19 protein-coding genes are annotated in these 21,877 nt (G+C 59.1%); 13 read left to right on the top strand and 6 right to left on the bottom strand.

The annotated features are described in order from the left end of the window. Positions 1–355: 355 nt before the first annotated feature. From ADJ79_RS05035 to aroB, 8 genes are all read left to right on the top strand, one after another. On the top strand, positions 356–1,435 hold the full coding sequence (locus ADJ79_RS05035) for a pilus assembly protein PilM (protein WP_050716423.1): 1,080 nt from the start codon (positions 356–358) through the stop codon (positions 1,433–1,435). After that, positions 1,432–2,019: a PilN domain-containing protein gene (locus tag ADJ79_RS05030; RefSeq protein WP_050715050.1), complete on the top strand. Its 588-nt coding sequence runs from the start codon at positions 1,432–1,434 to the stop codon at positions 2,017–2,019. The genes ADJ79_RS05035 and ADJ79_RS05030 overlap by 4 nt, the downstream gene beginning before the upstream one ends. A 13-nt stretch (positions 2,020–2,032) precedes the next feature. Continuing rightward, entirely contained in the window at positions 2,033–2,713 is a 681-nt protein-coding gene (locus tag ADJ79_RS05025; protein ID WP_050715049.1) for a type 4a pilus biogenesis protein PilO, read from the top strand. After that, on the top strand, positions 2,710–3,258 hold the full coding sequence (locus ADJ79_RS05020; RefSeq protein ID WP_050715048.1) for a pilus assembly protein PilP: 549 nt from the start codon (positions 2,710–2,712) through the stop codon (positions 3,256–3,258). The genes ADJ79_RS05025 and ADJ79_RS05020 overlap by 4 nt, the downstream gene beginning before the upstream one ends. Then, the gene (gene pilQ / locus ADJ79_RS05015) at positions 3,255–5,399 is read left to right on the top strand and encodes a type IV pilus secretin PilQ (protein WP_050715047.1); all 2,145 of its coding nucleotides are present in this window, start codon (positions 3,255–3,257) and stop codon (positions 5,397–5,399) included. The genes ADJ79_RS05020 and pilQ overlap by 4 nt, the downstream gene beginning before the upstream one ends. A 20-nt stretch (positions 5,400–5,419) precedes the next feature. Continuing rightward, entirely contained in the window at positions 5,420–7,492 is a 2,073-nt protein-coding gene (locus tag ADJ79_RS15175) for an Ig-like domain-containing protein (protein ID WP_082203015.1), read from the top strand. Then, positions 7,489–8,031, top strand: a complete 543-nt coding sequence (locus ADJ79_RS13075) for a shikimate kinase (RefSeq protein WP_371256923.1) — start codon at positions 7,489–7,491, stop codon at positions 8,029–8,031. Before ADJ79_RS15175 ends, ADJ79_RS13075 begins: the two co-directional genes overlap by 4 nt. Positions 8,032–8,228: 197 nt before the next feature. Further along, positions 8,229–9,344: a 3-dehydroquinate synthase gene (gene aroB / locus ADJ79_RS05010; RefSeq protein WP_050715046.1), complete on the top strand. Its 1,116-nt coding sequence runs from the start codon at positions 8,229–8,231 to the stop codon at positions 9,342–9,344. Positions 9,345–10,383: 1,039 nt separating this feature from the next. On the opposite strand, the gene ADJ79_RS05005 is transcribed toward aroB, so the two are convergent. From ADJ79_RS05005 to mnmA (ADJ79_RS04995), 3 genes are all read right to left on the bottom strand, one after another. Then, entirely contained in the window at positions 10,384–11,577 is a 1,194-nt protein-coding gene (locus ADJ79_RS05005; protein ID WP_050715045.1) for a phosphoglycerate kinase, read from the bottom strand. A 124-nt stretch (positions 11,578–11,701) separates the two neighbouring features. Further along, positions 11,702–12,259 (bottom strand): nitroreductase family protein, encoded by a 558-nt coding sequence (locus ADJ79_RS05000; RefSeq protein ID WP_050715044.1) that lies wholly within the window; start codon positions 12,257–12,259, stop codon positions 11,702–11,704. A gap of 278 nt (positions 12,260–12,537) precedes the next feature. After that, positions 12,538–13,428, bottom strand: a complete 891-nt coding sequence (gene mnmA, locus ADJ79_RS04995; RefSeq protein ID WP_253273871.1) for a tRNA 2-thiouridine(34) synthase MnmA — start codon at positions 13,426–13,428, stop codon at positions 12,538–12,540. Positions 13,429–13,437: 9 nt separating this feature from the next. On the opposite strand from mnmA (ADJ79_RS04995), the gene ADJ79_RS15615 reads away from it, so the two are divergent. From ADJ79_RS15615 to ADJ79_RS15575, 3 genes are all read left to right on the top strand, one after another. Continuing rightward, positions 13,438–13,779, top strand: coding sequence for an ATP-binding cassette domain-containing protein (locus ADJ79_RS15615; protein ID WP_216597170.1), 342 nt, complete (start codon positions 13,438–13,440; stop codon positions 13,777–13,779). A 270-nt stretch (positions 13,780–14,049) separates the two neighbouring features. Beyond that, positions 14,050–14,601, top strand: coding sequence for a hypothetical protein (locus tag ADJ79_RS14040; RefSeq protein WP_156304034.1), 552 nt, complete (start codon positions 14,050–14,052; stop codon positions 14,599–14,601). Between the two features lie 15 nt (positions 14,602–14,616). Beyond that, positions 14,617–14,748 (top strand): hypothetical protein, encoded by a 132-nt coding sequence (locus ADJ79_RS15575; RefSeq protein WP_256381510.1) that lies wholly within the window; start codon positions 14,617–14,619, stop codon positions 14,746–14,748. A gap of 467 nt (positions 14,749–15,215) precedes the next feature. Here the strand turns inward: ADJ79_RS15575 and mnmA (ADJ79_RS04985) are convergent, their stop codons facing one another. Both mnmA (ADJ79_RS04985) and ADJ79_RS04980 read right to left on the bottom strand, forming a co-directional pair. Next, the gene (mnmA, locus tag ADJ79_RS04985) at positions 15,216–16,325 is read right to left on the bottom strand and encodes a tRNA 2-thiouridine(34) synthase MnmA (RefSeq protein ID WP_050715043.1); all 1,110 of its coding nucleotides are present in this window, start codon (positions 16,323–16,325) and stop codon (positions 15,216–15,218) included. 33 nt (positions 16,326–16,358) lie between these two features. Then, positions 16,359–16,871, bottom strand: coding sequence for an NUDIX hydrolase (locus ADJ79_RS04980; protein ID WP_050715042.1), 513 nt, complete (start codon positions 16,869–16,871; stop codon positions 16,359–16,361). 34 nt (positions 16,872–16,905) lie between these two features. On the opposite strand from ADJ79_RS04980, the gene ADJ79_RS04975 reads away from it, so the two are divergent. Continuing rightward, entirely contained in the window at positions 16,906–17,427 is a 522-nt protein-coding gene (locus ADJ79_RS04975; protein ID WP_050715041.1) for a hypothetical protein, read from the top strand. Positions 17,428–17,526: 99 nt separating this feature from the next. Next, the gene (locus ADJ79_RS04970; RefSeq protein ID WP_050715040.1) at positions 17,527–18,495 is read left to right on the top strand and encodes a hypothetical protein; all 969 of its coding nucleotides are present in this window, start codon (positions 17,527–17,529) and stop codon (positions 18,493–18,495) included. Between the two features lie 642 nt (positions 18,496–19,137). Here ADJ79_RS04970 and ADJ79_RS04965 read toward each other — a convergent pair. Beyond that, positions 19,138–21,606, bottom strand: a complete 2,469-nt coding sequence (locus ADJ79_RS04965) for a UvrD-helicase domain-containing protein (protein WP_082203007.1) — start codon at positions 21,604–21,606, stop codon at positions 19,138–19,140. Positions 21,607–21,877: the final 271 nt, after the last annotated feature.

The following is a 21,877-nucleotide window of genomic DNA, read 5'->3' as shown; positions in this document are numbered from 1 at the left end:
GTGGCGTCGCCAGCACGGGAAGGTGTGGTTTTGTTCACAAATTGCGGGTTTTTTTAACGTTTGACGCCGCCCCTGTCTGGGAAAAGCAAGGTTTCATGCGACCATCAGCGCACGGCCTTGCGCAGCAAGCCTGCCAGTCTATCAACCTGCGCAACGCCCTTTTGGCGCGATCTGTAGCCGTGCGTGAGCTGCCGGGAACAGAGCGTGAGCGAAGGTTGCATTTGTTAGTTCTTGGCAACACTTTGTAGGGGCGAACAGGCTGCTTTTCTTTCCTTGGCGATGGGTTTGCTGCTAGGATTTGAGCGAATTCGTAAGGAATTTCACCTTCAGAAATACAAAGCAACGAGGTGTCCTCTTGAGTTTTTTTGATTCCCTGATCAGCACAAAGTCTGCGCCTGTGGCGGGCTTGGACATCAGTGCGTCCAGCGTCAAGCTGGTTGAGCTGACGCAAGGCCGCCCGGGTTCTTTCTCTTTGGAGCACTGCGCCATTGAGCCGCTTGAGCGCGGCTGGATCACCGACGGCAACATCGAGAAATTCGATGAAGTGGTCGAGGCCGTCCGGCGCGTGGTGCGCAAAAGCGGCACCAAAGCCAAGCGCGTTTCCATGGCCCTCCCTGCTTCGGTGGTCATCACCAAGAAAATTGTTCTTCCGGCAGGGCTGGGCGAGCGGGAGCTGGAGGTCTATGTTGAGTCAGAAGCCAATCAGTACATCCCTTTCTCCCTGGATGAAGTGAGCCTGGACTTCTGCGTCATAGGGCCTAGCCAGGCTTCGGCTGGCGACGTGGACGTCATGATCGCAGCTGCCCGCAAGGAAAAAGTGGAAGACTGCCGAGGTCTGGCGGAGGCTGCGGGGCTTGAACCTATCGTGATTGACGTGGAAACCAACGCGTCGCGAATAGCGGTCAATCGTCTGATCTGGAGGTTGCCTGGCCGCGGCAGGGACTCACTGGTTGCCTTATTTGAAATTGGCGCGACTTTGGCGTCGATGCAGGTGTTGCGCAACGATGAGCTGATTTATGAGCGTGATCAGGTTTTTGGCGGTGCACAGCTGACTCAAATGCTGGTCCGTCAATACGGTTTCACTTTTGAAGAGGCAGAAGCCAAGAAGCGCAGTGGCGAATTGCCTGAAGATTATGCAAGCGCCGTGTTGCAGCCTTTTGTCGAAACGCTGGCAATCGAAGTTGAACGAGCGCTGAAATTCTTTTTCACCAGCACGCCGCATAACCGTGTGGATGCAATTTTTCTTGCGGGAGGAACGGCATCGTTGCCCGGTTTGGCTGAAACTATTGCGCAACACGCCTCTGTTCAATGTCAGGTGGTCAATCCATTTGATGGAATGAATATCAGCCGGAGCGTCAACAAAGGAAAAATGGCAAGAGAAGCTGCGTCGTATCTGACGGCATGCGGGCTTGCGCTGAGGGGGCTTGCGTCATGATTTTGATTAACCTGCTTCCGCACCGTGAAATTGCACGCAAGAAGGCGCGTCAGGCTTTTAATGTGGCTCTGCTTGTTTCAGCAGCCGTTGGCGCAGCGATCGGTGGTGTCATTTATATGTGGTATCAAGGCCAGATTGAAATGCAGGAGGGCCGAAATCAGTTTCTGATTAGCGAAAACCAGAAACTGGACGCCGAGATCAAGGAAATCGCCAATCTGCAAAATGAAATTGATGCGCTGAAGGCAAGGCAGCGGGCAGTCGAGACCTTGCAGGCGGATCGCAATCTCCCTGTTCATTTGTTCAATGAATTGGTCCAGCAACTGCCAGAAGGCATGTACCTGAAATCCATCAAACAGGAGGGGCGTAGCGTGCTGATAGGGGGGGCTGCCCAATCGAGTGAGCGCGTTTCCGAACTGCTGAGGAACCTCACGCGCAATACAGAATGGGTCAGGCAGCCTGAGTTGATCGAAGTGGTGGCCGGTGATTTGTCATTGAGCAAGACGGACAAGCGCAGGGTCTATAACTTTACGGTCCGTGCGCAGCTGGGTAGCGCTGAAAGCAAGGCAGAAACCAATGGCAAATGATTGAGGTGAGCAAGTGGCTGCGAAAGATAAAAAAAATCTCAATGAATCAATTGGACGAATCGGTGACCAGTTCCAGAATCTTGACATGCGGGATCCGGGGCTATGGCCAGCAATTCCCCGATATGCGTTGTGTCTGCTGGTGGTAGTGCTGACGGCGGCGGTGGTATGGTTCTTCTTTGTGCAGAAGGTCATGGCGGAGCTTGATGAGGCGCGTCAAAAAGAAGAAACACTGCGGCAAGAATACAAAACGAAAGTTGCAAAGGCAGTGAACTTGGATGCGCTGAAGCAGCAGCTGGAAGAAGTTCAACAGTACGTTGCCTTATTGGAGCGGCAGCTTCCAAGCGAGGCTGAAATGGATGCATTGCTCTCTGATATCAGTCAGGCGGGGTATGCCAGGGGATTGCAGGTCAATTTGTTTCGTCCAAATCAAGTCGTGGTTCAGGATTATTATGCGGAGCTGCCTATTTCTATCAAGGGGTCGGGGAAATTCCATGATGTAGCTAACTTTGCTGCGGATGTAGCGAATTTGTCCCGAATCGTTACCCTTAATAATATAACCATGAATCCTGCGAAAGACAATGGTTCCGGGACGGGAGAATTGATGCTTGAGGCCACTGCAAAGACTTTCCGTTATCTGGATGAAAAGGAAATAGAGGCTCAGCGTCAGGCAAAACAGAAGAAGGACAAGAAATGATTGTCAGAAAATCTGAAATTATTGGTCTGTTGTCCTTGTGTGTGCTGGGCGTCGTCGGATGTGCAGCCTCCTACCAGGAAGAGTTGAGGCAATGGATGGACCAGGAGCGACGGTCTGTTGTTCCAAAGGTCACGCCGATTAGCGAGCCTAAACAGTTTGTGGCGGCCAAGTACAAGGAAAGTGAAGCGGCAGACCCATTCAATATGAGTCGGTTAACGGTGGCTTTGCAAAAAGACAAAGCGCAGAATGCAGGAGCGCTTTTGATTGCAGCAGAAGAAAAGAGAGCTAAAGAACCTTTAGAAAATTATCCGCTCGATACCATTGTCATGGTAGGCAGTTTGACAAAAGGCGGTCGTATTGTTGGGTTGGTAAAGGTGGACAATCTTCTTTATCAGGTTGTTCCAGGGAATCATCTTGGTCAGGATTATGGAAAGATCATGGCCATTGATGAAGGGCAGATTACTTTGCGTGAAATTGTCCAGGATTCTCTGGGCGAATGGATAGAGAAGATTACAGTAATGCAATTGCAGGAGAGCGATAAATGATCAAGGTCATGCGGTATATTGGAAATTCGGCGCGCGATGCAATTGTTGCAAGCGTAATGGTGGGATTTTTCTCGGCGGTATATGCCGATCCCCAAATTGAAGCGGTTTCCAGCTCCATCCAAGGGGGGGTTGATGTGGTTCGCATCGATTTCTCTGAACCATTGAAGGCTGTGCCCGATGGCGTTGCAGTGCAATCGCCAGCACGGATCGCCTTGGATTTCCCCGGCGTTCGTAATGGCATGGGACATACAAATGTTGGAATCAATCAAGGCAATGTAAAGGGAGTCAATGTTGTTCAGGCAAATGACCGAACCCGCGTTGTTCTGAATCTTAAGCGGGCAACACCTTATAAGTCTGTGATTGATGGGAATTCCTTGCTGGTGTCGCTAGCACCCGCTTCTGAGGCGGCGTCTTCGGAGAAAGGAGGAAGCACGGTTTTTTCTGAAAGCAGAAATACAAGTGTAGCTCCACTGAAAAATATTGACTTTAGACGCGGCGTGGAGAATGCGGGAAGGGTTGTTATTGATTTGGATAGCAATCAGGTTGGGGTCGATATTCGTCAGCAGGGAGACAAGCTGGTTGTGGAGTTCCTGAAAACCAGCCTTCCTGAAGGATTGCGCCGAAAGCTGGATGTGTCTGATTTTGGTACTCCGGTTCAGATGATTAGCGCGGTTCAGAGCGGAGACCGCGTGCGCATGACAATTGAGCCTAAGGGACAATGGGAACATTCAGCCTATCAAAGCGATAATCAGTTGGTTGTAGAAATTCGTCAGCAGAAAACTGATGATGGAAAATTGGCCCAGGGGGGGGGTTATCGCGGAGAAAAGCTTTCTCTGAATTTCCAAAACATTGAAGTTCGTTCGCTGCTTCAAGTTATTGCGGATTTTACGAATTTCAATGTGGTGACGTCCGATTCCGTGACTGGCAACGTGACGCTGCGTCTGAAGGATGTACCATGGGATCAAGCGCTTGACATTATTCTGCAGGCCAAGGGCCTGGGAATGAAGAAAAACGGCAACGTGCTTCAGATTGCACCGAAAGATGAGCTGGCCGCAAAAGAAAAAGCGGAGCTTGAAGCGCAAGCAGCCATACAGGATTTGGAACCGCTTCGCACACAATCTTTTCAATTGAATTACGCAAAAGCTGCGGATATAGCTGAGCAGTTGACGCGAAGCAGCGGAACTCAAGGTGGTAATACATCAAGGATTTTGAGCAACCGAGGAAGTGTTATTGCTGAGCCTCGAACCAACCAGATTTTTGTCTCTGACATACCGTCGCGCTTGGCCCAAGTTCAGGAAATGATCGCCAAGCTCGATGTGGCGGTGCGGCAGGTGTTGATTGAAGCCCGGATTGTCGAAGCCAGCGATTCATTTGGCCGTTCGCTTGGCGTTAAATTGGGCGGGTCCGATTTGCGAGGGGTACGCGGCGGCGATCCCGGTTATAGGGTGCGCGGCAGCAATCGTGTTGCTTTGGGAGGCTCCTACAACGCGGTTTCCGCGACGACGGGGGAAGGGGAGTCGAGTATGTTGAATACTTCGACAACGCAATTCCTGAATTTGCCAGCCAGCGCTGTTGATGGCAGTGCTCCTGCTACGTTTGCCTTGTCTCTTTTCAGTGCGGCTGCTAACCGCTTCCTGAACCTTGAGCTGTCGGCCATGGAAGCTGATGGGCAAGGCAAAGTCGTTTCAAGCCCGAGGGTGGTGACCGCCAATCAGGTAAAGGCGATTATTGAGCAAGGTACTGAATTCGCGTATCAGGAGTCTGCGCAGAATGGTGCGACATCCGTTCAATTCAAGAAAGCCGTCTTGAGTCTGGAGGTCACTCCTCAAATTACTCCAGAAGGCAGCATCATTCTGGATCTGGCTGTTAATAAAGATAGCCCGGGAACTGTTGTGGCAGGCGCAATGTCAATTGATACAAAACGCGTTAAAACACAGGTGCTGGTTGAGAATGGCGGCACCGTTGTGATTGGCGGTATATTTGAATTGACGGAAAAGGACAGTGTTGCCAAAGTTCCTTTGCTGGGTGATATTCCGGTGGTTGGTAATCTGTTCAAGAATCGCACTCGTTCCTCGCGGAAGGAAGAGATACTGGTGTTTATAACGCCAAAGATTATTTCTGATCAAACTGCCCTTCGATAATTTTTTTGGAGCAACATGAGATGAAGCATTTGCATTTTCTGAGGCATGCGATCGCATGCGCTGGCGTAGCCATGCTGGTTGCGGCCTGTGGCGGCGGCGGGGGGGATCCTGGAACCAATCCGCGGGACAACAATTCTGGCGGTGGTACGACTGCCCGTTCGGCCAGCAGCGTGGATGTGTATTCCAGCGCAGCGTCGATCCCGACGGGAGGGGCAGGCGCAGCCATTACGATTACGGCCATTGTCAAAGATTCCGGTAACGTTGCCATTCCCAATTTTCCTGTGGCGTTCAAGACGGAATATGGCTCATTGAGTCCCGTGACAACGACAAACGATAAAGGGGTCGCGACGGCGGAACTGACTCCGCCCAAGACAGATAACGCCTTGAATCGTTCATTTGGCGTGACGGTGGCGGCCAAAGGCGCCAGTAAGAAAATCGATCTCAAAGTCGAAGGCACGACGGTGGCTTTGAGTGGTGATACCTCATTGGGTGTCAATCAGGAAGGTGAATACACAGTCAATGTTCGTGACGCGGCCGGAGAAACTGTATCCAATGCTGGCGTAACCATCACCGCCCAGCAAGGCGGATCGCAGGCCCAAGTGGCTTCCGTTCAGACAGGAAGCAACGGCATTGCGACGTTCAAATACAAGCCCACGGCTGCAGGAAGTGTTCGCCTGGTTGCGGACGGCCTGAATGCCGAAAATACATCGCGTTATCTGGATATATCTGTTGGTAGCGCTGTTATTCAATTGACCACGGAGTCGCCTTATTGGCACTTGAACCAGGCCAACCGGGTTGTCGTTCGTGTGATGGATGGCAACCAGTCGCCCGTTGCAGCGGGAACAAAGGTACTTTTCAGTACGACGCGAGGATGTATTGTTGATGCGGGCGCCACTGTTTGCACACCTGACCCTAATACTGTCCCTGTTGTTTCATCAAAGGTAATTACAACCAATGCCGCTGGTTATGCGGAAGGGTACGTGCTTTCAACTGATGCGGGTACGACGAGCATTAAAGCAGAAGTGACTTCTGGCAGCCTCCAAGGTATTGGAACCTTGTCTGCTCAATTTATGGCCCTCTCGCCTACTCGTTTGATTGTTCAGGCTAATCCTAATGCCATTCAAACAAGTGCAGCAACTTCTGGCAATTCAGCCGTTATTGATGCATTACTGCTGGATGATCAGGGAAATCCGGTGGCTAATATGCCAGTGTATTTCACCATACTGGCAGATTTGAGCGGTGGACGTTTGGCGGCGACTTCGGTTAAAACCAATGAGCAAGGCCGTGCGAAAAATACTTTTTATGCTGGCCCTCGTAGCACGGGATCTGATCAAGTAAAAATTCGCGCTGCTTTGGGTGGAGAGGACGCGAATACCGTAAAAGGTGATGCAACACTGACAGTTGGCGGTGATGGTCTTTCTATTGCTTTGGGTGAAAGCACAGTCATTGAGTCCGCCAATGGAGATACCCAATATCGTAAGCTGCATACTGTTTATGTCACGAACTCGGCGGGTGCCGCTCAATCGTCATTGCCCGTCACGTTGCGCGCTGAACCATTTGAATATGCGACAGGCGTGCGCTGTTGGAATGGAAGCGTTTGGGCACCTTACCCACCCAATTATCATCCCAATGAAGACATTAACTTCAATGGAATCAGGGATCCCGGAGAAGCAAACCTGGTGTCGGATCCTGCTGGCTTGAAGCCAGGTTTTGTAGTCAGTTTGATCCCGGCCAAAGCCGATGGAACAACAACAGCCAATGGTGGCAATACCATAACAGTAACGACTGATGAAAATGGATTCGCCTATTTCTATATGCAATATGCAAAGCGCTATGCGCATTGGGCAAGCATGCGAGTCGTTGCTTCGGCGCAGGTAGGAGGGTCTGAAACCCGCAATGCGACGCCAGGGCAGTTCTTGCCAGCGGCAGCGTCTGATGTGAATAGCAAAGACAAATCAGCTCCAGGCATGATTAGTCCATATGGCAGCGAAGGTGCCTCGTGTTCGACTCCAACTCCAACTCCAACTCCAACTCCAACTCCAACTCCAACTCCAACTCCAACTCCAACTCCAACTCCAACTCCAACTCCATGATGGAGCGAGTGATACTCGTTGGCTTGCCAGGTTCTGGCAAGTCAACGATTGGGAGGCAACTTGCGCGAAGGCGTGAGTTGCCTTTTTTTGATTCTGATCAGATTATTGAGTCCCGCCTGGGTGAGACGATCAGAGCATTTTTTGCACGTGAAGGAGAAAAGACGTTCAGAGATTTTGAAGAACGAGTGATTGATGAATTGACCATGCAGGGGAGCTGCGTGTTGGCCACGGGAGGTGGCGCAGTGCTTCGAAGCGAAAACCGCCAGCGAATGCGCGAACGAGGAGTGGTGGTGTATTTGCGCGCTTCACCGGAACAGTTGATAAGGCGATTGCGAAACGACACAAAGCGGCCTCTGCTACAAGTGGCAGATCCCATGGCGCGCTTGCAGGATTTATATGAAGAGCGCGAGTTGCTGTATAAGGAAGTGGCTGATTTCACGTTTGACGCTTGCGGATCTTCGCCAGCTTTGCTGGTGAGCCGGGTGATGATGCAACTGGATTTGACGTGTAAATCATTGCCAGGCAGTGAGACTGGCTGAAGCGATTTATTTGCATGCCACGCAATAATTATCGTGAAATTGTAAGCCAGACTGCTGGCCCCGAATACGCGACCGTCATTGGTTTTCTTTTTGAATAATATAAATTCTATTTAACCCATTATTTTGGTCTTGTATTGTTGCAGCAGTTTATTGGCAAGCCGGAATTTCTGTGCCTGCCTTTATGAAGAAGACTTGGCATGAATACGCAGCATGTTTCTATTGCGCTGGGTGAGCGCAGTTATTCCATTCTGATTGGCGCAGGGCTGCTTGATTGCGCTGATGCATTTGGCGCGGCGCCAGAAGCGGCAGGCAATGGGCGCGCGCTGATCGTGAGTAATGAAACAGTAGCGCCACTGTATGCCCGCAGGCTGGCGCAGACGCTATCTGGCCGCCATGCCAGTGTGCAAATCCTGGCGCTGCCTGATGGCGAGGCTTACAAGAATTGGCAAACGCTGAACCTGATTTTTGACGCCTTGCTTCAACAAGGGGCAGACCGCAAAACTACGCTTTACGCTTTGGGCGGCGGCGTGGTAGGCGACATCACAGGCTTTGCCGCAGCCTGCTATATGCGTGGCGTGCCTTTCGTGCAGGTGCCAACTACGCTGCTGGCGCAGGTGGACTCGTCTGTGGGTGGGAAAACGGCCATCAACCACCCGCTGGGCAAAAACATGATTGGCGCGTTCTATCAGCCGCAAAGGGTTGTGTGCGATCTGGACGCAATCAAAACCCTGCCTGCGCGCGAGCTTTCCGCTGGTCTGGCTGAAGTCATCAAATATGGCCCGATTGCCGACATGGCTTTCCTTGATTGGGTCGAGGCGCATCTGCCCGCATTGCGCGCCTGCGAGCCGCAGGCGCTGGCCCATGCCGTCAGGCGCAGCTGTGAAATCAAGGCGCAAGTGGTGGGCGCTGACGAGCGGGAGGCGGGTTTGCGCGCCATTCTCAATTTCGGACATACCTTCGGCCATGCCATTGAGGCTGGCATGGGCTACGGCGCGTGGCTGCATGGCGAGGCTGTGGGCGCGGGCATGGTCATGGCGGCCATGCTTTCGCAGGAGCTGGGCTTGGCGGATGCAGCCTTTGTTCAGCGCCTGACAGCGATCATCGCGGCGGCGGGCCTGCCCGTGCACGGCCCTGTGCTGAATACCGCCGATAACGCAGGCCGCTATCTGGAGCTGATGCGGCTGGACAAGAAAACGTTGGCGGGCGAAATCCGCTTTGTGCTGGTCGATGGCCTCGGCCAAGCCATCGTGCGCGGTGCGCCAGACGCGCTGGTGAAGCGGGTCATTGACCGCTGCTGCGCTGCGCCAGCTTGAATAGCTCTGTTCAAAGCCCGCCTGAAAGAGGCGGCAGGAGCGCATCAGGCGCGCAAGGCGTGGGCAGTGAAGGTTGCATGCGAACACACCGCCACATACGGCATCTTGCTGTTTTATTCATGGCGGAATGCCCTGAATCGTTCCATCACATCATCCAATTGATGGCGGAAACGAGATGAATAACGCCGAGGCAGTTGGTTGCGAGATGCTTTGTCGTAGCGAGTGACAGTGATCCGCCGCTGCTTCAGGCGTGCAAAGAGCCCGCTCAAGGTTTGCCCGTGGGAGCGGAAAGCGCGGACCCGGGCAGCCTGTAGCGTTGCAAATCCTTGGCGGGCTACGAGGCCCATCTGCGGTTTGCGCCTTTCAGCCCATCCTGATCCGCACGTTCACCCCTCACGGACAGACTCTGAACAGGTTCAAAGAAGTTCTCGATGGCGTGGTGTGCCTTGTAAAGATCCACGTCATCTTCACGCTGCTCTTTGCCGCACGATGGAACCACTTCCGTGCCTGTAGTCAGCAAGGTTCCAATGACTCTGCTGCGCACGTCACAAGCCTTGTCGGCAATAGCCGTTTTGCCTGCTCGCCCGGTCGGAATGTGTCGGCGCTCTCCAAGTTGTGCGTCTGCCTGGCGTAAGGTGAAAGTCAGCGGGGAGCGGGGTTTTCTGAAGCGCAAGCGTGAATCTGGCGCTCAGTCAGGCAGTGCCCGATGCTCTGGGCACCTTGTTTTCGCCCCGGCGCTGTTGCTGGTGTGCACGCACGATGGTGAATCAATCAGCGCCTGCTCATTGGCGGCGTCCTGGACCAATGCCGGAAACTGCGCCAAGGCTGAAACCCTCCGGCTTGCGCCGTCTCGGGCGCAGATTGCATCAAAAACAGGAGCAAATTCAAGGGGCGGAAATATCGTTTCCCGCAGTTTCCAGCAGGACCTCATGCTATGAATAGAGAAGCGAAATAAGCCACTTGCCGGTGGTGCGGGAGCACGCTGCCTTGCCTTCCGTCCTGCTGACCAGACTGCGATCAGGTTTTCGTGAGCGGGTTTTCAGGCCGTGGCGCGCTTTTGCAGGATTTCGATGGCGGGCAGGGTTTTGCCTTCCAGCATTTCCAGAAAGGCGCCGCCGCCTGTGGAGATGTAGCCCACGTCTGGCGCTATGCCGTATTTGGCGATGGCCGCCAGCGTGTCGCCGCCGCCGGCAATGCTGAAAGCGCTGCTGCTGGCGATGGCTTGGGCAATGCAGCGGGTGCCGTTTTCAAACTCGGGCAGCTCGAACACGCCCACGGGGCCGTTCCACACAATGGTGCCGGCGGCCTTGAGCTGCGCGGCCAGTTTTTGTGCGGTCTCGGGGCCAATGTCCAGAATCAAATCGTCTTCAGCCACATCCTGCGCGCGCTTGGTTTCAGCCTTGGCGTCGGCGCTGAAGGTTTTGGCGGTGACGACATCGGCGGGAATGGGCACTTCGGCGCCGCGCGCCTTCATCTCGGCCATGACGGCGCAGGCTTCGTCTGCCAGGTCTGGCTCGGCCAGGCTTTTGCCGATGGGCAGGCCCGCTGCCAGCATGAACGTGTTGGCGATGCCGCCGCCGACGATGAGCTGATCCACCTTTTGCGCCAGCGCCTTGAGGATGGTGAGCTTGGTGCTCACCTTGCTGCCGCCCACGATGGCCGCCAGCGGGCGGCGCGGCTGGGCCAGCGCGCGGGCAATGGCATCCATCTCGGCGGCCAGCAGCGGCCCGGCGCAGGCCACGGGGGCAAATTGCGCGATGCCGTAGGTGGTGGCCTCGGCGCGGTGGGCGGTGCCGAAGGCGTCATTCACGTAGATGTCGCACAGCGCGGCCATCTTGCGGGCCAGCGCTTCGTCGTTTTTTTTCTCGCCCCGGTTCACGCGGCAGTTTTCCAGCAGCACAAGCTGGCCGGGCTGCACCTGCACGCCATCGGTCCAGTTGCTGATCAGCGGCACATCGCGGCCCAGCAGCTCGCCCAGCCGCCGGGCGATGGGGGCCAGCGAATCGGCGGCGGTGAGTTCGCCCTCCTTGGGGCGGCCCAGGTGCGACGTGACCATGACGGCCGCGCCCGCCTCCAGCGCCATGCGGATGGCGGGCACGCTGGCGCGGATGCGGGTGTCTTCGGTGATTTCGCGCGCCTCGTTCAGCGGCGCGTTCAGGTCGCAGCGGATGAACACGCGCTTGCCCTTGACGCGGCCTTGGGCGCAGAGGTCGGAAAAACGCAGCACTGGCATGGGATGGAGTCCTTTAAAAGAGGCGGTTGGCTTTGAAAATGATCGCTGCCAGCGCCCAGTTCACGGGCGCTGGCAGTCTTTTTGATGTCTGATACGCCGATGGCAGAGGCGCGCGGGCGGGCTTTCACCAGTGCTGCACGAAGCGGGTCAGATCGGTGTTTTTCGGCCCGGCCAGCGGATCAGCGGCCGTGCCAATGGCCAGCAGGGCAATGATCTTGTCGGTGGCGGCGCAGCCAAAGGCTTGGCGCAGCGGAGAGCTGCCCACCCAGGGGCCGGTGATCCAGGCGTTGTCAAAACCTTGCGCCTTGGCCGCCAGCTGGATGGCGTAGGCCGCGCAGGCCGCGCTCAGGTGCTGCTCCCACTCCGGCTTGGGGCGGCTGCTTTCCAGGCGCGGGGCAGCCACCACGCCAATCATCAGCGGGGCCATGTGGCTGATCTGGCGGGCCTTGGCTTCGCCTTCCTCGCCCAGCCCCAGCGTTTGCGCGGCTTGCAGCAGCGCGCGCTCCAGCCGCGCCTGCGCCGCTTCGCCAGCCATGACCACAAAGCGCCAGGGCGTGAGCTGCCCGTGGTCAGGCACTTGCGTGGCCGCTTGCAGCATGTTTTCAATGTGCGCGGCGCTGGGCGCGGGCAGCCCCAGTTTTTTGACGGAGCGGCGGGTGGTCAGCAGTTCAATGGGGGTCATGTGAAAGCCTCCTGGAAAAAACGCTTTGGGGTTTGGGGAATGGGCCGCTTATTGTGTCAGCGGCGTCAGCAAAAGCGGCTGGCCGCAAAGGCGAAAGAAGCAGGGGCCGCAGCGAGCCGCCATGGTGCGGCGCAAGGCGGCTGGCGCGCCGCTGTTTCGCTCTTGTATCAATAGCAATATGTCCTAGTGGAAATTGCGCAAAGCGGTATTTCACACCCTTTGAATTTGCTCTTCTTTTTGATGAAATCTGGCAGGCGAGAGGCGGCCCGCAAGGCCCTTCACAAGATGATGCCGCCGCCCAGGCACACCGGGCCGTCATACAGCACGGCGCTTTGGCCGGGCGTGACGGCCCATTGGGGCTGGGCAAAGCGCAGGCAAAAGGTGTCTGGCGCGCTGCCCGCTTGCAGCGTGCAGGCAGCGTCTTGCTGGCGGTAGCGGGTTTTGGCAGAGAAAGCGGCCAAAGGGGGCGGCTCGCCAGCGATCCATGAAGCGTCGCCGAACGTCAGGCTTTCGGAAAGCAGCCAGGGGTGGTCGTGGCCCTGCACGGCGTAGAGGGTGTTGGCGGCCATGTCCTTGCGGGCGACAAACCAGGGGGCGTGGTCGCCGCCGCCGCGCGGCGCGCCTTTTTCCTTGATGCCGCCGATGCCCAGGCCCTGCCGCTGGCCCAGGGTGTAGAAGCTCAGGCCCATGTGCTGGCCGATGGTGCGGCCCTGGCTCGTCTTGATGGGGCCGGGGCGTGTTTGCAGGTAGCGGCCCAGAAATTCGCGAAAGGGCCGCTCGCCGATGAAGCAAATGCCGGTGGAGTCTTTCTTTTTGGCGTTGGGCAGCCCGGCTTCGGCGGCGATGCGGCGCACGTCGCTTTTGCGCAAATCGCCCACGGGAAAGAGCGCGCGGGAAAGCTGCGCTTGCGTGAGGCGGTGCAGAAAGTAGCTTTGGTCTTTGGCCGGATCGGCGCCCTTGAGCAGCTCGTGGCGGCCCGTGGCGGGGTTCAGGCGCTGGCGGGCGTAGTGGCCGGTGGCGATTTTTTCGGCGCCCAGGCGCATGGCGTGGTCCAGAAAGGCCTTGAACTTGATTTCGGCGTTGCACAGCACGTCAGGGTTGGGCGTGCGGCCGGCCTGGTCGAGCGCGCCCTTCAGGTGCTGGACAGTTTTGGCATTGCCCACCTGCACGAGCGGGCCATGACCGCCCTCTCCGGCGGCCAGCAGCAACTGGTGCTGCTGGCCCAGCGCCTGATCCGTCAGCCCCGCCTGCTTTTGCTGGACGAAGCCACCAGCGCGCTGGACATTCGCCACCAGATGCAGGTGTTTGACCGCCTGCATGAATACGTGCAGGCCAGCGGCGCGCTCGTTGTCATCGCCATTCATGACCTGAACCTGGCCGCCCAGCACGCGCAAACCGTGCTCATGCTGGGCGCGTTCCGCTTCGGGCTGAACGAACAGGTGGTGGAAAACCTGCGCGCCGCGAAAATTAATATTCCGTTCCCGCAGCGCGATGTGCATAATATCGAGCAGCAGGGCTGATTGGGCGTTTCAGGTAGCCCGAAAGGCAGCTTGGGTTGCCGCCTTTATTTTAGGCCGTCTGAAAAAGAATGCCCGAAACAGCAACAACAGGAATTTTTCAGGTAGCCTTTATCGCAAGGCAGATGGAACAAACGCCGCGAGCGTTTTTCAGACGACCTTTGAACCCATAGGTAGGGCGTGTGCCACAAGGCACGCACGCGGTGGGTTGGGGGTTGTAGGGAAAATGGAGAACTACATACGAGCGACAGCTTACTATTTTAGGAGACATCAATGTCGATATATTTAGAACGTAAAACATTTATTGGTAAGTTACCAGAATTATTAGACGAGGGAATTTTTACCGCTTGTTCTAAGGAAATATTGAATTATGATGCCGGCATGAATTTCTTAGGCGCATTAGGAGAACACCCTAATCATCAATTATCAGACAGAAAGGTGAAGATTTTTTGTGCTTGGGACGGTGAAGTATCCCAACCATTAAAGTGGGATGATGTGGGTGTAAAAAGACAACCGAATATACTATATGATTACAATGGATCAGGAGAGCATTTTCAAAATAATGACCCTCGTTATCTTCTGCCAATTGGTTCAAATGGTTTACTTCTAAATAAAATTGAATTCCTTGATTCTGAGGCAGAAAAAAATTTTTGGTTATCGCGCCAAAATTTTTTGGCGAAATTATTTTTTAAATTTAAAAGTAAAAAAAGGCAGGACGATTGGATAAAACAAAAAACAATAGAATTGAACGCTGCTTTAAGTAAAGAACCCAAACAAATTAGTGTTAGCGCTCCCGAAATGCACGGCGGCCATATGGCTGGCTGAGGCCCTTTTGATGAAGTGGTGACTTGCGAAAGCCTGCGCCGCGTGTACGGCATCGAGGCCGAATTCGCCCGCGCGCCCAGCGGCCGCACCGCCATCGTGCCCTTGCGCGGCTGCCAGCAGGGCGCGCCGCCCGGGCAGACGGCGTGACGGCAGGAACCGGTTCGCCGCCCGCCCGCAAACCGGTTTTTCTTGCTGCCCGCGCCTTGCGAGCCTTCCCCCTTTTTGCTCCTGGTTTGATAGCAGCCAATCCCGTCAAACCGTGCGATGGGGGCGTTTTCGGGACCTTGAATTTGCTCTCAAAAACGGAGTGAAACGCGCCGTGCCAGGCCCCGTATCCGGTTCTTTCCGGCTTTTTCCGGCTTTGGGCTTGCTGGCGGGTGCCTGGCGTTCGCGGATGCGCCGGGATTTGCCTTTCACGACTTGGCGTGTGAAAGCCGGTTTCCGGCCCGCCTGCACCCCGCAAGCCCTCGTTTTTTCGTTATTTGTTTGATAGCAGCCAAGCCCGTCAAACCGTGCGATGGGGGCGTTTTCAGGGGGGCTGAATTTGCTCCTGTTTTTGCAGCGAAACCGGGGCGCTGCATGCGTTTGCGGGCGGCCAGGCTTTGGGCAGGCGCTCACAAGATGATGCCGCCGCCCAGGCACACCGGGCCGTCATACAGCACGGCGCTTTGGCCGGGCGTGACGGCCCATTGGGGCTGGGCAAAGCGCAGGCAAAAGGTGTCTGGCGCGCTGCCCGCTTGCAGCGTGCAGGCAGCGTCTTGCTGGCGGTAGCGGGTTTTGGCAGAGAAAGCGGCCAAAGGGGGCGGCTCGCCAGCGATCCATGAAGCGTCGCCGAACGTCAGGCTTTCGGAAAGCAGCCAGGGGTGGTCGTGGCCCTGCACGGCGTAGAGGGTGTTGGCGGCCATGTCCTTGCGGGCGACAAACCAGGGGGCGTGGTCGCCGCCGCCGCGCGGCGCGCCTTTTTCCTTGATGCCGCCGATGCCCAGGCCCTGCCGCTGGCCCAGGGTGTAGAAGCTCAGGCCCATGTGCTGGCCGATGGTGCGGCCCTGGCTCGTCTTGATGGGGCCGGGGCGTGTTTGCAGGTAGCGGCCCAGAAATTCGCGAAAGGGCCGCTCGCCGATGAAGCAAATGCCGGTGGAGTCTTTCTTTTTGGCGTTGGGCAGCCCGGCTTCGGCGGCGATGCGGCGCACGTCGCTTTTGCGCAAATCGCCCACGGGAAAGAGCGCGCGGGAAAGCTGCGCTTGCGTGAGGCGGTGCAGAAAGTAGCTTTGGTCTTTGGCCGGATCGGCGCCCTTGAGCAGCTCGTGGCGGCCCGTGGCGGGGTTCAGGCGCTGGCGGGCGTAGTGGCCGGTGGCGATTTTTTCGGCGCCCAGGCGCATGGCGTGGTCCAGAAAGGCCTTGAACTTGATTTCGGCGTTGCACAGCACGTCAGGGTTGGGCGTGCGGCCGGCCTGGTATTCGCGCAGGAATTCGGCAAAGACGCGGTCTTTGTATTCGGCAGCGAAATTGACGTGCTCGATGTCGATGCCGATCACGTCGGCCACGGCGGCGGCGTCCAGAAAGTCCTGGCGGCTGGTGCAGTGCCCGCTGTCATCGTCGTCTTCCCAGTTTTTCATGAAGATGCCAATGACTTCGTGCCCGGCCTGCTTGAGCAGCCAGGCGGTGACGGCGGAATCCACGCCGCCGGAAAGGCCGACGACAACACGGTGATGGGTGCGGGACATGACAGAAATCGAATAGCGGCTGAAACGGCGCTTTCAGGGCAGGCGCAGCGCAGTGGCGTCGGTGTGGATGGCATCCAGCGGCAGGCGCTGGCCGCGCAAGTGGTCCCGCACGCAGCGCCACACCAGCGGGCTGCGGTGGCGCTGCTGCGTGGCGGCGATTTCATCAGGCGTCATCCACAAGGCGCGCACGATGCCTTCGTCCAGCGCGGGCAGCGGATCCAGCGCCTGCGCCGTGCCGCAAAAAGCCAGGCGCACCCAGGTGGTGGGCACGCCTTGCGCATCCGGCGAGGCGGCCAGGTAAATGCCCAGCAGCGCCTGCGGCGCAAAAAGGTGGCCGGTTTCTTCCAGCGCCTCGCGCACGGCGCCTTGCTGGGGCGTTTCGCCCGGCTCCAGATGGCCGGCGGGCGTGTTCAGGCGCATACCCGCGCGGGTATGCTCCTCCACCAGCAGGTAGCGGCCTTCGCGTTCGATCACGGCGGCCACGGTGACGCTGGGCTTCCAGCGCGGCGCGCGGGCATCGTGGGGCTGGGTGTCGTGGGTATTCATCAGGCCGCCGATTATCTTTTTTCAGGGCGTTTTCATGGGATTTCTGATGCAGCTGCTGGGCCTTTTGACGGCCCTGATTTTTGTGGCCGAGGGACTCAAACGCCTGGGCATCGACGTAGGCTGGCTCAACCCGCTCACCTTCTTTCGCCGCCGCGCCTGGCAAAAGAAAGTCAGCCTCTCGCCCCTTTACGCGCTGGAGCACCCCGTGGACGTGGCCGGCGTGCTGGCGCTGGCCGTGGCCGAATGCGCCGGGCCGCAGACCGAAGAGCGCCGCGCCGCCACGCAAGCGCTGCTGGCGCAGCGCCTGGGCATGCAGGAAAAAGACGCGCAAGACTTGTGGCTGGCCAGCGCCCACCTGCTGCGCGCACACCCGCTGGCCACGCCGGAAGTGCCCGCCGTGCTGCAAAAAAGCAGCGGCAAATTCACCGCCTACCACCGCCAGACGCTGCTGGCGCTCATGCAAGACGTGGCCGCGCGCACGGCAGGCGGGCAGGCCAATGTGAACCAGCAGGCGCTGATCGAAGCCGTGGAGCGCTTTTTCCAGCAGCATTCATGATGAAATCGCCCGCAAGCCCCTGCCCAATCAGCGCAACCCGCTCTCTTTTTTGAAGCTGCCGCTTCTCCCACCTCCCTTCCAGAAAAGGCTCCCGACTCCATGAAACACGTCCACCGCCTCTGCCTTGGCCTGTCACTCATCGCCGCCCTGGCCGCTGCCGGATGCGCCCACCGCGCGGCCAGCCACGCCACGCCCGCCACGGCGCAAGGCAGCGCCAGCTCCGCCGCCAGCGCCGCGCCGCGCATCACCGTTTACCCCGCCAGCGTGGGGCAGTGGCGCGATCTGGGCGCTGAAAACGCCCCGTGGCTGGCAGGCGAAATGCCCGTGCCCGTGGCCCGCGCCGCCACGCGCGCCGTGGGGCTGCGCGACGCCGAAGGGCGCTGGCTGGCGCTGGTCATCGTGCAAGCGGCCCCGGCGCAAAGCGCGGGCTGCACCGCGCTGGAAAGCCTGCGCGTGTCCGGCGGCGCGTCAGGCCGGGCCAGCAAAAACTGCCTGCGCATGCGGCGCGACGCCCTGTTTGACCACTACCTGGAGCGCCAAAACTCGGCGCTGTGGGCCTGGCTGGGCCAGCGCGGCCTCACCCCGCCGCCCGCCGCCTGGGTGGCCGCGCGCGTGCCCGACGGCCAGCAACTGCTCGAAGTGCACGCATTGCTGGAGCCTTCGCTGCTGGAAGCCGTCACGCGCTCCAACGACGACTTTCTGAACGCGGGCCATGCCGGCGTGGAATGGTCGCGCCAGCTGGCCCGCGCCGCCCAGGCCGCCGCCGCCAGCGGCGCGCTGGCCGTGCCCCCCTTCCCCTACGCGCCCGCCCCGCGCGTGACTGAACCTGCGCCGCCGCCCGCCGAACCCGCCCGCCCAGCCCCGGAGGCAGACGCGCAAGGGCCCGCCAAGAAGGAAGAGCCTGCGCCCGAGCCGCAGCAAGCGCAGCAGGTGATCGAGCGCAAAGAGCGCATTGAAGCGCCCCGCGCCGCAGAGCCTGCCCAGGCCGAGCAAGTCTTGCCGCCCAAAGCCAGCAAGCCGCCGCGCCGCGCCAAACGCAAAAACGCCGCCCGCCGCTGCAATTGCTGACCAACCGCCGCAACCGGCCAGGCGGCGGCAAGGGGCCGGGAGAAACTGAAAGGGGCAACCGATCGACCGGCTTTTCTTGCTCCACAAACAATAGCAGGATGTCCTGGTGAAAAGGGCGCGAAAGCCGTTTTTGATCTTCTGGATTCGCTCCTCTTTTTTAAATCGCCCGCCCAAAATCTGCGCGTAGGCGCGAAAAGCCCGGCCTCGGGCGGCCTGCCTCAGCTTGGCGCGGCAAGCCAGAGCGCGCCGGTCCACACGGCCAGCGCAAGCAGCGTCCACCCAAAACCTGACCGGCCGCCAGGCAGGCGCAGGCGCTCAATGTCCCGCAGGGCCGAAATCAGCATGCCCACAGAGTCCGCCGCGCGCCGAAAAAGGCGGCCAGGGCGGCATCAAACAGCCGGGAGGGCCAATCGGCGTTTTTCATGACAAGCAGGCCGAATCGAAAGCCTTATTTCGCTCTTTTATCAATAGCAGTATGTCCTAGTGGAGTCTGCGCAAGTCGGCATTTAGAACCCTTTGTTTTTGCTCCTGTTTTTGATGCTTCCTGGCGGCTTTCAGGACTGCGGCAGGCCCTTGCCGGGCGCAAGCGCGAAAGGCGCTGCTGCCACGCTTTTGCTCCGGGCCAAGCGCTGAACAGGCCCTTCAGGGCAGGGGCGTGAGCTGGGCCACCGCCAGGGCCAGCAGCTTCACGCCGTGGCGCTTGAATTCAATGCGGGCCTTGGCGTCGTCTGCCGTGCCCTGAATTTCAAGCACGGTGCCTTCACCGAATTTGTTGTGAAACACCTGCATGCCCGCACGGATGGGCGCGCCTTCGCGCGTGTTGGCGGTGGCAGAGGGCAGGGCGGCGGCGCGGGCGGCGTCAGGCATGGGCCGCCAGGCGCGTTCGCCCAAACCGGCATTCAGACCAAAGCGGCGGCCTGCGCTGCCGAAGGCTTCGTCATCGGCCAGGCTGCGGCCCGGGTTTTTGGGCGTGAGCCACTTGAGCGCTTCATCGGGCATTTCGTCCAGAAAGCGGCTGCGCACGTTGTAGCGGGTTTGCCCGTGGAGCATGCGCACTTGCGCGTGGCTGAGATACAGGCGCTGGCGCGCGCGGGTGATGGCCACGTACATCAGGCGGCGCTCTTCTTCCAGCCCGTCGGGGCTGGCTTGCGCGTTGTCGTGCGGGAAGATGCCTTCTTCCAGGCCGGTGATGAACACGGCCTCGAACTCCAGCCCCTTGCTGGCGTGCACGGTCATCAGCTGCACGGCGTCTTGCCCGGCCTGCGCCTGGTTGTCGCCCGCTTCCAGCGCGGCGTGGGTGAGAAAGGCGGCCAGCGGCGGCTCGCCTGCCGCCGGTTCGCTGGCGGGCGCGGCTTGCGCTTCCATTTCCGCTGGCATTCCCGTTTCCATGCTTGCGTCCATCTGCGGCGCGGCAGAAGGCAGCGCCACGGCGTCGCGGCCAAAGCCTTCCTGCTGGGCGAAGGCCTGGGCGGCGCTGGCCAGCTCTTGCAGGTTTTCCAGGCGCTCCTGGCCGTCTTTTTCGGCGCGGTAGTGATCGGCCAGGCCGCTGCCTTCCACCACCAGCTCCACCACTTGATCAAGCGTTTGGCCCTGGGCCTGCTGGCGCAGCGTGGCAATCAGGCCGGTGAAGGCGGCCAGGTTCGCCCGGGCGCGGCCCGTCAGCGCGGGCACGGCCTGATGCAGCGGGGCATGCGCGGCGCGCGCGGCGTCTTGCAGCTGCTCCAGCGTGCGCGCGCCAATGCCGCGCGGCGGGAAATTGACCACGCGCAAAAAGCTCGTGTCGTCTGCCGGGTTGAGCAACAGGCGCAGCCAGGCCAGCGCGTGCTTGATTTCGGCGCGCTCGAAAAAGCGCAGGCCGCCATACACGCGGTAGGGCACGCCCGCGTTGAACAGCTGCGACTCGATGGCGCGGCTTTGCGCGTTGCTGCGGTAGAGCACGGCGATTTGCTGGCGCGGCAGGCCGCCTTCGCGCACGAGATGGCGGATTTCGTCCACCACCCATTCGGCCTCGGCAAAGTCGCTGGGCGCTTGCAGCACGCGCACCGGCTCGCCCGCGCCCAGCGCAGTGCGCAGGTTTTTGCCCAGGCGGCGCTGGTTGTGGCTGATGAGCAAATTGGCCGCGTGCAGGATGTGGCCGTGGCTGCGGTAGTTCTGCTCCAGCTTGATTTGATGGCGCACGCCGAACTCGCGCACGAAATCGGCCATGTTGCCCACGCGCGCGCCGCGAAAGGCGTAGATGCTCTGGTCGTCATCGCCCACGGCCATGATGGCCCCGCCCGTGCGCTCTGGCTCGCCTGTATGCGCGCTGCCCTCTTGCGGCAGGCCCGCCAGCATCTTGATCCACGCGTATTGCAGCCGGTTGGTGTCCTGAAACTCGTCAATCAGGATGTGTGCAAAGCGCTGGCGGTAATGCCCGCGCAAATCGGCATGGTCGCGCAGAAGCTCGTAGCTGCGCAGCATCAGCTCGCCAAAGTCGGCCACGCCCTCGCGCTGGCACTGCTGCTCATACAGCTCGTACAGCTCCACCTTGCGGCGGCTGTCGGCGTCTTTCACCGGCACATCGGGCGGGCGCAAGCCCTCTTCCTTGCAGCCGTTGATGAACCATTGCAGCTGCCTGGCAGGCCAGCGCTCCTCATCCACGTTGAACTGCTTGCACAGGCGCTTGATGGCGGCGAGCTGATCCTGCACATCCAGCACCTGAAACGACTGCGGCAGCCCCGCCGCCTTCCAGTGCGTGCGCAAAAGCCGGTTGGCCAGCCCGTGAAACGTGCCCATCCACATGCCCCGCGCATTCAGCGGCAGCATGGCCGCCAGACGCGCCTGCATCTCGCGCGCGGCCTTGTTGGTAAACGTCACGGCCAGCACGCCGCCGGGCGACACCTGCCCCGTCTGCAACAGCCAGGCAATGCGCGTGGTCAGCACCCGCGTCTTGCCCGAACCGGCCCCGGCCAGAATGAGCGCGTGCTCCGCCGGCAGGGTGACAGCGGCGCGCTGCTCGGCATTCAGCCCCTCCAGCAACGCGTGGGCCGCCTGCCCGCGCGCGGCGGCAAAGGCGGCGGGCGTGAGAACGGCAAGGGCGGCGGGGGCTTCGGAATCCGGGGCGGCAGGCATGGGCGCGAATTGTAGAAATCGCCTTCTGGCAGGCGGGGGAAGAGACATGGCAAGCGGGCATGACTACCGGTTCGGCCCCCGCCAGGCCCGAACGCCGGTTGGGACATGAAGTCAGGTTTGCCGGATGCCGCTCCCAAGGGCTGTTCACGGAGCCAGCCCATGAGACAGGGAAGGCGGCCCGGACGCTGGAGTCGGGTGCGTCTGCGTCTCAAGCCCCGCCCAAGGCGGATGCGGCAGGAGCTTCTTTTAAATCAAAAAAAGGAGCTAATTC

Source organism: Ottowia sp. oral taxon 894 (assembly GCF_001262075.1).
GTDB classification, from domain to species: domain Bacteria; phylum Pseudomonadota; class Gammaproteobacteria; order Burkholderiales; family Burkholderiaceae_C; genus Ottowia; species Ottowia massiliensis.
This window is presented reverse-complemented; position numbering and strand designations above follow the sequence as displayed.